Origin of the sequence: Plantibacter sp. CFBP 13570, from assembly GCF_014841395.1 — a bacterium.
Classification (GTDB): Bacteria; Actinomycetota; Actinomycetes; order Actinomycetales; family Microbacteriaceae; genus Plantibacter; species Plantibacter auratus.
In genome coordinates, this window is sequence record NZ_JACYTW010000004.1 from 40800 (window position 1) to 52280 (window position 11481).

Sequence of the window (11481 nt, forward strand, 5' to 3'; positions counted from 1 at the left end):
CCACCGTGGCCAGACGCAAGACGCCGGAGCAGATCGCGGACGAGGAACGACGCTACGAGCTCGCGCGATCGGCGAGCACGTTCGAGGAGTTCTCCGTCTTGGCGAACGACCCCAATCAGGCGATCCGCGCCGCTGCGGCGCACAATCCGGCAGCCGACCCAGCGGCGTTGGAGCTCTTCCTCGAGGACCGCTTCTGGGGTGCGCGTATCGAGATCGCGCTGCACCCGAACGCGACGGACGATCTCCTGATCCACCTCCTCGAAGCCGATCCGCGCAAGCGCGGCGTCGTCCATCACGAGGCGGAACGCCGGCTCGCCGCGAACGGCGTCCGCTTCGACGACGACGGCCTCCCGCTGATCGGCGACGCGGGTACGAGCGCTCGTTGAGCCCGTACAGCCGGATCGACTGGGACGCGAGCCCCGAGCATCCGTCATCCGTCGCCGAACCGTATCTGATGGGCACCGGTGTCGTCACCGACGAGGACACCGGGAGTCGCCCGCTCTCGCCACCGCACCGTCATCCGGACGCCATGCTCGCCTGGTGCTACCGCGGCACCGTGTGGGTGCATCTCCCGAACGCGATGTGGCGCCTCGCACCGGGTCAGGGCGTCTGGATCCCAGCACACACGCCGCACACCGCGCACCACGAGCGCGACTCCACCGGGTGCTACACCTACCTCCCCGCCACCTCGCTGATCGCGCCCGTCGAGACCGTCACCCAGGTCCTGGTCCCGCGTGCGGTGCAGGAGATGTTGCTCCACCTCGGGATCAACGACATGCCGACCGACCTCCGGGTCCGTGCGCAGGCGGTCCTCATCGAGATGCTGCAGCAGCCCGCGCCGGAGGCGGCGGACGGCTGGGGCGAGATCCCGATGCCGTCCGATGATCGTGTCCGTCCGCTCGTCCGTGCGATCCTCGCCGATCCGGGTGACCTCCGGGGCGCGCGCGAGCTGTTCGACGTGCACGGCCTCCACGAGCGCACCGTGCTGCGGATCTTCCAGCACGACACCGGGATGAGTTTCGCCCGGTGGCGGACGGGCGTCCGGATGACGCTGGCGGCGCGGCTGATCATCGACGGCATGCCGATCGGGGCGGCCGCGCACCGGTGCGGGTACGCGTCCTCGAGCGCCTTCTCCGCGAGCTTCCGAGCCCGGTTCGGCATGACCCCGCGGGAGTACGTCGCACGGGTGCAGGCGGACCCCGCCCACCAGCTCTACTGGCGCTGATCCACCAGGGCACGCATCATCGTGTCGGATCCGCGACAGAACTCGTCGGTTCCTCGACGCTGTCGCGCGCGGAAGCGCCCTACGATCATTCTGTTAGGACATGCTTACCTAACTTCTGGATCGCCAGCGGTGATCCCACTCCCCCCCTCTTCAAAGGAGCCCCATGCCGCACGCTTTCGCGCGCCCGAACGTCCGCCGAGGATCCACCCTCCTCGCCGCCGTCATCGCCACCGCTCTCGCCCTCGCCGGATGTTCGGCCGCCACCGGCGACACCGGATCGACGACGGCATCGACCGACGGCGTCGTCATCGAACACGCCCACGGTGAGACCGTCATCCCGGAGAAGCCGGAACGGATCGTGGCTCTCGGGTGGATGACGCCTGACATCGTCGCCGCCCTCGGCACCAACCCCGTCGGCATCGAAGAGGTCTGGGGTGCCGGTGAGAACGGCTACCAGCCCTGGTTCGAGGACTACGTCTCCGAGGCGTACGGCGAGATGCCCGAGATCATCCCCTTCACGGACGACGGCCCGAACTACGAGGCGATCAAGTCCCTGAAGCCCGACCTGATCCTGAGCCTCTACTCCGGTGTCACCGACATCGAATACGAGCGGCTCACCGAGATCGCCCCGACCGTCCCCTACATCGAGGGACCCTGGAACCCGGGCACCTGGGAGGGCATGACCCGCACCGTCGGGAAGGCGATGTCGGAGGAGGCCAAGGCCGAGGAGCTCATCGGCGAGACCGAGGACCTCATCACCTCCCTCGCCGACGCACACCCCGAGTTCGACGACAAGAGCTTCGTCTGGGGCCTCACCCTGAACGAGGGCGGTACGGACCTCGGCGTCTACCTCGAGTACGACCCGCGGGTCCGCATCACCGAAGCGCTCGGCTTCACCTCGACCTCGGCGATGGACAGCTTCCTCGCGAGCGCCGAGGGCGACAACTGGTACACCGGCGTCAGCCTCGAACAGCTCTACGACGTGGACGCCGACCTGTTCGCCGCATGGGGCGGAAGTGCCGAGGAAGGGACGTACACGGTCGAGAACGCCGTGGTGTCGCGCTGGTCGCCGATCGCCGCCGGGTCCTACGTGATCTACGCCGACGCCGCCAAGGCCTCGGCGATCAGCGCGCCGACCGTCCTGTCCCTGCAGTACGTCCTGCCCGGCTACGTCGACGACCTCGCAGCGGCACTGCAGGGCGAGCCGACCATCGACGGCAAGTGACGTCGGAGATATCCCGGACCGCCGTCCCGTCAGCAGCGCCTGCTGCGGGCGGGCCGACGGACGTCCCGATGCCCGGTGGGGCCGGACGCGCAGACGTCTCGCCCCACCGCACCGGGACGCTCGCCGTCGGGCTCCTCGTCGCCACGGTGATGCTGATCGCCGCAGCCGTCGCCTCACTCGCCATCGGCAATCGGGCCATCGATCCCCTGACCGTCGTCCGCGCGCTCGTCGCCTACGACGACGCGAACCCCCTGCACCTCATGGTCATGGAGCTGCGCGTCCCACGGACGCTGCTCGGCATCCTGGTCGGTGCGGCGCTCGCCGTCTGCGGCGGGCTCATCCAGGCCTTCACCCGCAACCCGCTCGCCGACCCGGGCATCCTCGGGGTGAACGCCGGCGCGTCGTTCGCCGTGACCTTCGCGGTCGGTGTCCTGGGACTGACGACTCCCGGCACCTACGTCCCGTTCGCCCTGGCGGGTGCGTTCATCCTCACGGTGATCGTCTACGCGCTCGGATCCGTCGGGGCCTCGGGTGCGACCCCGATGAAACTGACCCTCGCGGGGGTCGCCCTCGGTGCCGCCTGCACCGGTTTCACCACCGCGATCGTGCTGCGGGACGAAGGCACCCTCCAGGTCATGCGCTTCTGGAGCGTGGGATCCATCGGAGGCCGCACCCTCGACCAGCTCACGTGGGCTGCTCCGCTGATCGTCGCGGGCCTCGTGATCGGTCTGCTCTGCGCCCGGTCGCTGAACGCCCTGACCCTGGGAGACGAGCTCGCACAGGCGCTCGGGGTGCGAGTGCGCAGCACCCGGGTATGGGTCGTCGTGGCCGTCACCCTCCTGGCGGGTACGGGCGTCGCAGCCGCCGGTCCCATCGCCTTCGTGGGACTCATGATCCCCCATGTCGTGCGGTGGTTCACGGGCCCCGACCAGCGCTGGGTGCTGACGTACTCGATGGTGATCGGCCCCGCGTTCCTGCTGCTCGCAGACGTCCTCGGCCGGATCGTGTTGCCGTCCGGAGAGCTCCGGGTGGGGATCGTCACGGCGCTCCTCGGCGCTCCCATCCTGATCATGCTGGTGCGTCGGAAGCGGGTGAGCGGACTGTGAGCGTCATCGACCATGGACGACGGCTGATCCGAGTGGAGACCGCGCACATCGCGACGCTCGTACCCGTGCGGTCCGTCCTCGTGTGCCTCGGACTCGTCGTGGTGATCATCGGAGCAGGGCTGTTCGCGATGACGATCGGTGCGTACCAGATCGGCTTCGACACGGTCATCCGGGCGATCGTCGACCCCGCGTCCGACCCGGACGTCCGCCAGGTCGTGACCGAGTGGCGACTGCCGCGGGTGCTGTTCGCGGTGCTCTGCGGGGCGGCGCTCGCGCTCGCCGGGGGCATCTTCCAGTCGCTCACCCGCAACCCGCTCGGCTCACCGGACATCATCGGGTTCGGTGTCGGCGCGCAGTTCGGCGTCACGCTGACGATGCTCGTCCTCGGGCTCAACACCTACCTGTTCAAAGCCGCCGGGGCACTCGTCGGCGGTCTGCTGACCGCCTTACTGGTCGCCCTCCTCGCGAACCGCCACACCATGTCGTCCTTCCGGCTGATCATCGTCGGCATCGGCGTCTCGGCAGGGCTCGGTTCCCTCACCTCCTGGATCCTCATCTCCGTCAGCGTCGAGCAGGCGATGATGGCGGCCACCTGGGGCGCAGGCTCTCTCGCCTCGCTCGGCTTCGACCAGCTGCTCCCCGCCGCCACGGCCTTCGTCGTGTTCGCCCTGCTGGCAGGGCCACTCCGACGATCGCTCCCCGTGCTCGAGATGGGCGACGACGCCGCCATGGCCCTCGGGGTGCGTCCTGGACCCACTCGCCTGATCGCCATGGTGGTCGGTGTGGCCCTCGTCGCGATCGTCACCGCCGCCGCCGGCCCGATCTCGTTCATCGCCTTGGCCGCCCCGCAGATCGCTCAACGGCTCACCCGCTCGAACACCCCGATGGGCCTCGCGCCGGTGATGCTCACCGGAGCCGCCCTGGTCGTCGTCTCCGACGCCGTCGCGCAGCTGCTCGCGGTCCCGGTCGGTGTGGTGACGCTCTCGGTCGGTGGCATCTATCTGACCTGCCTGCTGGCCGCCCAGTTCGTGCGCCGCACGTGAAAGGAACTCCCATGACCACGTCGCTCCTCGCCCGCGACCTCACCCTGGGCTACGGCGATGCTCCGATCGTCTCCGAGCTGTCGCTCGAGGTGCCGGACGACTCGTTCACGATCATCATCGGACCGAACGCCTGCGGCAAGTCGACCCTGCTCCGCGGACTCGCACGGCTCCTGCGCCCGACCGCCGGTGCCGTCCTCCTCGACGGGGCGGACATCCGCGCGTCGAAGCCGAAGGACACCGCTCGCCGACTCGGGCTCCTCCCCCAATCCGCCATCGCCCCCGACGGGATCACCGTCGCCGACCTCGTCGGGCGTGGGCGGTTCCCGCACCAGAGCGCGATGCGGACGTGGAGCAGCGCCGACGAAGCGGCGGTCTCGGAGGCGATGGCCGCGACCGGGGTCACGGAGCTGTCCCGCCGGTTGGTCGACGAGCTCTCGGGCGGCCAACGGCAACGCGTCTGGGTCGCGATGGCACTCGCCCAGCAGACCAAGCACCTGCTGCTCGACGAGCCGACGACGTTCCTCGACATCGCGCACCAGATCGAGCTGATGGAGCTGTTCACGGATCTGCACCGCAGCGGCACCACCCTCGTCGCGGTCCTCCACGACCTCAACCACGCCGCCCGCTATGCGACGCATCTCGTCGCGATGCGCGACGGCGCGATCGTCGCCCAGGGCGATCCGCAGGAGATCATCACCGCCGACCTCGTGGAGGCCGTGTACGACCTGCCATGCCAGGTCATCACCGACCCCGTCTCTGGTACCCCGCTGGTGCTCCCGCTCGGACGGTGGAGCCGGTGAGCGGGACGACGACGAGTACGCCGCGGCGCCTCTTCGGCATCGCGCTGGGAGCGGACGGTCGCGGCGCCATGCTCGTCGCCGCGACCGGCCTCCTCATCGTGCACGCCCTGTCGGAGGCGGCGATCCCCGTGATCATCGGGGCGACCATCGACCGCGCGGTGGTGCCGTCCGATCCGGTCGCCCTCGGGGTCTGGATCGGTGTCCTGGTCGGAACCTTCCTCGTCCTGACGGTGAGCTACCAGTCGGCCTCGCGGCTCATGGTGTCGATCTACGGGCACGGCGAACAGGCGCTCCGGCACCTCACGCTGTCCCGGATGCTTCGGCCGCAGCTCTCACGACAGAACCTTTCGGCGGGTGAGGCCCTGACGGTCGTCACGTCCGACACCTACCGGGTGGCCGGCGTCGCCTGGTCGGTCGCGCAGCAGTCCGCCACCATCGCTGCGATCATCGGAGCCGCCCTGGCGATGTCGGTGATCTCGCCCGTGGCGACGATCGTGGTGTTCGTGTCGACCATCGGGATGATGCTCGTCATGCGCGTCGTGTCACGCCCGCTGGAGCGCCGCGGGTTCGCCGAGCAACGGGCGGCGACCGAGGCCGGAGCGGTGGCCGCCGACTTCATGAGCGGGTTCCGAGTGCTCGTCGGCATCGGCGGGCGGGCTGAAGCCGTCCGGCGATATGACGCCGCCAGTGACGTCTCACGACGCGCTGCGACGGCCGCCGGGCGGTCCCTCGCCCTCTTCGACGCCGTGAGCGGCACGCTGGCGGCGTTCGTCATGGCCGCACTCGTCGGCCTGTCCGCGTGGTTCGCCGCGGAGGGGCGGATCAGCATCGGCGAGCTCGTGACGGTGCTCGGTCTCGCGCAGTTCATCAGCGGATACCTCGCACAGGCGGGATCATTCCCGTCCAACTGGATCCACAAGCTCGCCTCCGCCAAGCGCTTGGCCGCGGTCGTCGACGCCGACGACCTGCTCGAAGCGGGCGGTCGGCTGGACGAGCCGTCCGACTCCGGCCTTGCGACCGACGTCGTGCTGTCCTTCCACCCCGAACACCAGGACCGACCGGTAGACGTCCGTGCTGGTGAACTGCTCGGCGTCCGGCCGCCCGACAGCGACACGGCGCGCGCCCTCTCCCGTCTGCTCGGCATGCGGACCCCCGCCGAGCGCGGCAGCGTCTCGCTCGCCGTCGACGGCAGACTCGTCGATCAGCTGGACCTCGACCCGGTGGCGTACCGCCGTCGTGTGGTCGCGCCACCGCACGGCCAGCGCATCATGAGCGGCACCCTGGCGGAGGCGGTCCGCGGTCATGACGTGACCGGCGACCCGGACGCGATGTTCGTGGGCATGGCGGCGCTCGACGACGCGGTCGTGCAGCTCGGCGGCTGGTCGTCACCGGTCGGTGAGGCGGGCAGACGGCTCTCCGGCGGGCAGCGCCAGCGCGTCGGCATCGCCCGGGCGCTCCATGCCGGTGCGGACGTGCTCGTCCTCGACGAACCGACGTCGGCCGTCGACGTCCTCACGGAGACCCGCATCGCCCGAGCGCTCGCGGCGCACGACGGCACCGTCGTCGTCATCACCACCTCGCCGGTCCTGTTGAACGCCTGCGACCGCGTCGTCGAGCTGACTCCCGGTTCGGAGACCCGCCATGACTGATCACGCCACGGAGCCCACCACCGCCGAGATGCTCCCCGTCGCCGACGGCTCCCGCGTCCGAACCGTCGTCGGTGCCCTCCTCCGACGACACCGCGGACGGACCGCCGCCGTGGTGGTCCTCTTCCTCGCAGCAGCTGCACTGGGCGTCGTGATGCCCGCGTGTCTCGGGCGGATCGTGGACGCCGTCGCTTCCGATGCCGGACTGAGCGTCGTCTCAGGCTGGGTGGCCGCAGCCGCCGTCGGCGCTATCGGGGCCGTCGCGGTGACGCTGTGGGCGACTCGGGTGCTCACGGGGCTGGTACAGGACCTCCTCGCCGAACTGCGCGAGGACGTGTTCGCCTCGGCCATGCGGCTCCCGGTGAGCGCCGTCGACGACGGCGAGCGTGCCGATCTCCTGTCCCGGGTCACCGGCGACGTCGACGCGGTCGCGGAGGCCGGCGGGAACGTCGCCCCGACACTCCTCTCCGCCGGGTTCGCGATCGGAGTGTCGGCCGTCGCCCTGGCAGCCGTCGACCCGTGGCTAGCGCTCGCCGGTCTCGCCTCGGCGCCGTGCTACGTCCTCGGGACCCGTGCGTTCCTCCGGCGATCCCGAGTGGTGTTCCGCACGGTCAGGATCCGCGAGGCATCGCGCAGTCAGGCCGTGCTGGACGCGGTCGACGGCGCGGAGACCCTCGCCGCGTTCGCGGGCACGGACCACGCGCTCGAACGCGTCCGGGAACGCGCGGCCGCCTCCATCGACGCGCAGATCGAGGGCGTGCGCGTCGCGAACCGCTTGTTCCGACGGATCAACTCGGGTGAGCTCGTCGGGCTGTCGGCGATCCTGGCGACCGGCTTCCTCCTCAACCTGCAGGGCACGATCACCGTCGGGCTCGTGACCACCGCCGCGCTCCTGTTCCACCGGCTGTTCGATCCGGTCGGCCGGCTCATCTTCGGGCTCGACGACATCCAGCGGGCCACGGTCGGGCTGGCCCGGCTCGTCGGCGTCATCGACCTCGCAGCAGCGTCGTCCGCGATGCCGGAGTCGCCCTCGCCCGCAGGCGGCGTCGCCGCAGCGCCCGGGATCCGAGTGCGCGACCTGACGTTCCGGTATCCGACCACGGATCGTGGGATCGCGGAGGTCACCATCGACGTACCGCCCGGCACGACCACAGCGCTCGTCGGCACGTCCGGCTCGGGCAAGAGCACCTTGGCGCGGGTCGTCGCCGGGCACCATCCCCCGACGTCCGGGCGGGTGCTCGTCGGCCACACCCCGTACTACCTGTCGCAGGAGCTCCACCACTTCCGTGGCTCGATCGCCGACAACCTCAGGCTCGGCGCGCCGGACGCCAGCCGGGACGAGATGGTCTCGGCGCTCCGTGCCGTCGGAGCCGAGTGGGCGGTCACCGCGTTGCAGGACGACCCGGCGGCGGACTTGACCGGATCGACACAGTCGCCCGTGCCGCTGGATGAGGGGCGTATCCAGCAACTCGCAGTCGCTCGGGCGTTCCTGGCGGACCCGGCGATCGTGATCCTCGATGAGGCGACGGCCGACGTCGGGTTGCACCATCGCGACGCCGTCGAAGCGGCGATCGCCGTCCTTCGGACGGACCGGACCGCGCTGCTGATCGCGCACCGGTTGGAGCAGGCCGCCACCGCCGACCGGATCGCGGTCTTCGCGGACGGTCGGATCGTCCAACACGGCACGCACGCGGAGCTCCTCGCCTCCCCCGGCCCCTACCGCGAGTCCTGGCTCGCGCACAGCCCGCACCCGACCCAGCACACCGAACCGACCCGAGAGGCCGAGACGCCATGAAGATCCACCGCGGCATCGTGACCGCAGCGACACCCCTGAGTCCGAACCTGATCCGCATCACCCTCGGCGGTCCGGGCGTCGAGGACTTCGTCAGCACCGGCACGGGTGACGAGTACGTCCGCGTCTTCTTCCCCCACGGTTCCGACCCGACGGAGGTCTCGCTCCCGGTACCGGCGGGCGACTGGTGGGAGACGCCGGAGGGCTCCCCGCAGGCACCGATGCGGACGTACACGATCAGCGCCGTGCGGCAGGATCCGGTCGAGATCGACATCGACTTCGTCGTGCACGAGGCCGGGGTCGCGGGGCCGTGGGCGGCTCGCGCCCAGCCCGGGCACGTGCTCGGCCTGAACTCGCCCACCGGCCTGTACGCGCCGCCCGCCGACATCGGTTGGCAGGTGCTCGTCGCTGACCTCACCGGTCTTCCCGCAGTCAAGCGCATCGTCGCACAGACACCGCCCGGACTGCGGACCCGCGTGGTGCTCGAGGTACCGAGCGAGCGGGATCGGATCGCGGTCGAGACGAACGACGACGTGACGGTCACCTGGGTGGTGGGCGGCAACGGACACGGCCCGAGTGCGCTGGGCCGACTCGTCCGGAGTGTCGTGGACGAGCGTCTCCCGCTCGATCAGGGCTACATCTGGGTGGCGGGTGAGACGGTGGCCCTCCGCGACGTGCGCAAGTATCTGCGCAAGGAGCTCGGGCTACCCGCCACCCGCTTCAAGGTGGTCGGGTACTGGACACCGATCACCGCGTGGGACGAGAAGTTCGCCGCCCTCCCGGCGTCCGTCCAACAGGAGCTCGACGCGATCTGGAGCACCGAGGAGGACGCCGAGCCGGAGGACGTGCAGATCCGGTTTGAGGAGCAGCTCGACCGCCTCTGCCTCTGACCGCGGTGGGGCGTGCGCCCACGGCCACCATCACCCCAGCAGGCCGACCGGCGCGATCCACACGGTGGACTCCCCCGGAACCGCGCCGGCTTGGAGGGCGCCCAGGACGACGGCATCGTGCTCCGCTTCGAGCGGGAACGGCTCAGTGCCGAAGTTGGTCAGGACCTGCCAACCGTTCGGCCGCACGAACCGGATGACGTCCGCCCGCCCCGTCTCGACCCACTCGAGGTGCTCCTCGGTCTGGAGCAGCCTCCGCAGTCGGAGCGCCTCGCGGTAGAGCGAGAGCGTCGAGGTCGGATCTGCAGCCTCCACATCGACCGCGTACTCGGCGAACCAGGCCGGTTGCGGCAAGTGCGCGACCGCACCTCCGAAGCCGAAGGCCGGTCGGTCCGCTGACCACGGCAGCGGCACTCGGCAACCGTCGCGACCCAGCCCGTCGTACTCGCCACCGCGGAAGAACGCGGGATCCTGGCGCTGCTCCGCCGTGATCGCGGCGACCTCCTGCAGGCCGAGCTCCTCCCCCTGGTAGAGGTAGGTGCTGCCGGGAAGCCCGAGGAGCAGGAGGGTCGCCGCCCTGGCGCGCCTGAGCCCCTGGTCGCGATCGATGTCAGCCTCGGGACCACCCGCCGCGACCCATTCGGTGCCTTGCTTCACCGGTCGTCCGGCCAGGGGCGGGAGTCCGTACCGTGTGGCGTGACGGGTCACATCGTGGTTGGACAGCACCCAGGTCGTCGACGACCCCGTCTCCGCCGCCTGTGCCAGGTTGTCGGTGATGACCGTGCGGAACTCGGCGGCATCGAAGTCCGCCTCGAGCAGATCGAAGTTGAAGGCCTGGCCGAGCCCCTCCGCCGAGGCGTACTTGGCACGACGCTCCGGCGAACTCACCCACGCTTCGGCGACCGCGGTGCGCGGCGGGTCGTACTCCTCGAACACCCGCCGCCACTCGGCGTACACCTCGTGCACGTCGTCGCGGTCGAGGAGCGGATGGTTGCCATCCTGCGGCATCAGTTCCAGTTCAGCACGACTCGGCAGCGGTTCGGTGAGGTCTTTCGTGAGCATGTGCGCGACGTCGATCCGGAAGCCGTCCACGCCCCGATCCGACCAGAACCGCAGCGTCTTCAGGAAGTCGGCGCGGACCTCGGGGTGGTCCCAGTTGAGGTCCGGCTGCTCGGTGGCGAAGTTGTGGAAGTACCACTGGCCGTCCTCGACCCGCTCCCAGGCGGGGCCACCGAAGACCGACTCCCAGTCGGTGGGCGGTTCCTCCCCCGATGCGCCCTTCCCCTCGCGGAAGACGTACCGGTCGCGAGCCGCCGACCCGCGGCCGGCGGCGAGCGCCTCCTGGAACCACTCGTGCAGATCCGAGGTGTGGTTCGGCACGATGTCGACGATGACCCGGATCCCGCGGTCGTGCAGGGCGGCGATCAGCTCGTCGAAGTCCTCCAGCGTGCCGAGCCGCGGGTCGACGTCGCGGTAGTCCGCGACGTCGTACCCGCCGTCGGCCAGCGCCGAGGGATAGAACGGACTGAGCCAGATCGCGTCGATCCCGAGGTCCGTGAGGTAGTCGACCCGCGAGCGGATGCCCGGCAGGTCGCCGAGACCGTCCCCGTCCGCGTCGGCGAAGCTCCGCGGGTAGATCTGGTACACGGCGGCCTGACGCCACCAGCTGGCGGCGGCCGTCCGCCCGGCGTCGGCGGACTCGGTGTCGGTGTCGACGAGTAGTGCGTCGGTCATGACGGCGTGGTCCTCGGTCTCTC

General features: G+C 70.4%; 10 protein-coding genes. 9 read left to right on the forward strand and 1 reads right to left on the reverse strand.

The window, feature by feature from the left end; translation table 11 throughout:
* Positions 1-5: 5 nt before the first annotated feature.
* From IFT89_RS02515 to IFT89_RS02555, 9 genes are all read left to right on the forward strand, one after another.
* The gene (locus IFT89_RS02515) at positions 6-386 is read left to right on the forward strand and encodes a hypothetical protein (protein ID WP_202938118.1); all 381 of its coding nucleotides are present in this window, start codon (positions 6-8) and stop codon (positions 384-386) included.
* Positions 383-1225 (forward strand): helix-turn-helix transcriptional regulator, encoded by an 843-nt coding sequence (locus tag IFT89_RS02520; RefSeq protein WP_202938119.1) that lies wholly within the window; start codon positions 383-385, stop codon positions 1223-1225. The genes IFT89_RS02515 and IFT89_RS02520 overlap by 4 nt, the downstream gene beginning before the upstream one ends.
* 163 nt (positions 1226-1388) lie before the next feature.
* Complete coding sequence (locus IFT89_RS02525; RefSeq protein WP_202938120.1) at positions 1389-2450, forward strand: ABC transporter substrate-binding protein; 1062 nt, start codon at positions 1389-1391, stop codon at positions 2448-2450.
* A gap of 68 nt (positions 2451-2518) precedes the next feature.
* Positions 2519-3556 carry a FecCD family ABC transporter permease gene (locus IFT89_RS02530; protein WP_202938167.1) on the forward strand — a complete coding sequence of 346 codons (1038 nt, stop codon included), beginning with the start codon at positions 2519-2521 and terminating at the stop codon, positions 3554-3556.
* Positions 3553-4599, forward strand: coding sequence for a FecCD family ABC transporter permease (locus IFT89_RS02535; protein WP_202938121.1), 1047 nt, complete (start codon positions 3553-3555; stop codon positions 4597-4599). Before IFT89_RS02530 ends, IFT89_RS02535 begins: the two co-directional genes overlap by 4 nt.
* An 11-nt stretch (positions 4600-4610) precedes the next feature.
* Positions 4611-5399, forward strand: coding sequence for an ABC transporter ATP-binding protein (locus IFT89_RS02540; protein WP_202938122.1), 789 nt, complete (start codon positions 4611-4613; stop codon positions 5397-5399).
* Entirely contained in the window at positions 5396-7048 is a 1653-nt protein-coding gene (locus IFT89_RS02545) for an ABC transporter transmembrane domain-containing protein (protein WP_202938123.1), read from the forward strand. The genes IFT89_RS02540 and IFT89_RS02545 overlap by 4 nt, the downstream gene beginning before the upstream one ends.
* Positions 7041-8840, forward strand: coding sequence for an ABC transporter ATP-binding protein (locus IFT89_RS02550; protein ID WP_202938124.1), 1800 nt, complete (start codon positions 7041-7043; stop codon positions 8838-8840). Before IFT89_RS02545 ends, IFT89_RS02550 begins: the two co-directional genes overlap by 8 nt.
* The gene (locus IFT89_RS02555; protein WP_202938125.1) at positions 8837-9727 is read left to right on the forward strand and encodes a siderophore-interacting protein; all 891 of its coding nucleotides are present in this window, start codon (positions 8837-8839) and stop codon (positions 9725-9727) included. The genes IFT89_RS02550 and IFT89_RS02555 overlap by 4 nt, the downstream gene beginning before the upstream one ends.
* A gap of 30 nt (positions 9728-9757) precedes the next feature.
* Here IFT89_RS02555 and IFT89_RS02560 read toward each other — a convergent pair whose 3' ends face one another.
* The gene (locus IFT89_RS02560) at positions 9758-11458 is read right to left on the reverse strand and encodes a glycoside hydrolase family 13 protein (RefSeq protein WP_202938126.1); all 1701 of its coding nucleotides are present in this window, start codon (positions 11456-11458) and stop codon (positions 9758-9760) included.
* Between the last annotated feature and the right edge of the window lie 23 nt (positions 11459-11481).

Excerpts from the sequence above, each read along its gene's own strand:
- IFT89_RS02530 (WP_202938167.1), top strand. The coding sequence starts at position 2,519 with ATGCCCGGTGGGGCCGGACGCGCAGACGTCTCGCCCCACCGCACCGGG.
- IFT89_RS02525 (WP_202938120.1), top strand. The coding sequence starts at position 1,389 with ATGCCGCACGCTTTCGCGCGCCCGAACGTCCGCCGAGGATCCACCCTC.
- IFT89_RS02540 (WP_202938122.1), top strand. The coding sequence starts at position 4,611 with ATGACCACGTCGCTCCTCGCCCGCGACCTCACCCTGGGCTACGGCGAT.
- IFT89_RS02550 (WP_202938124.1), top strand. The coding sequence starts at position 7,041 with ATGACTGATCACGCCACGGAGCCCACCACCGCCGAGATGCTCCCCGTC.
- IFT89_RS02555 (WP_202938125.1), top strand. The coding sequence starts at position 8,837 with ATGAAGATCCACCGCGGCATCGTGACCGCAGCGACACCCCTGAGTCCG.
- IFT89_RS02560 (WP_202938126.1), bottom strand. The coding sequence starts at position 11,458 with ATGACCGACGCACTACTCGTCGACACCGACACCGAGTCCGCCGACGCC.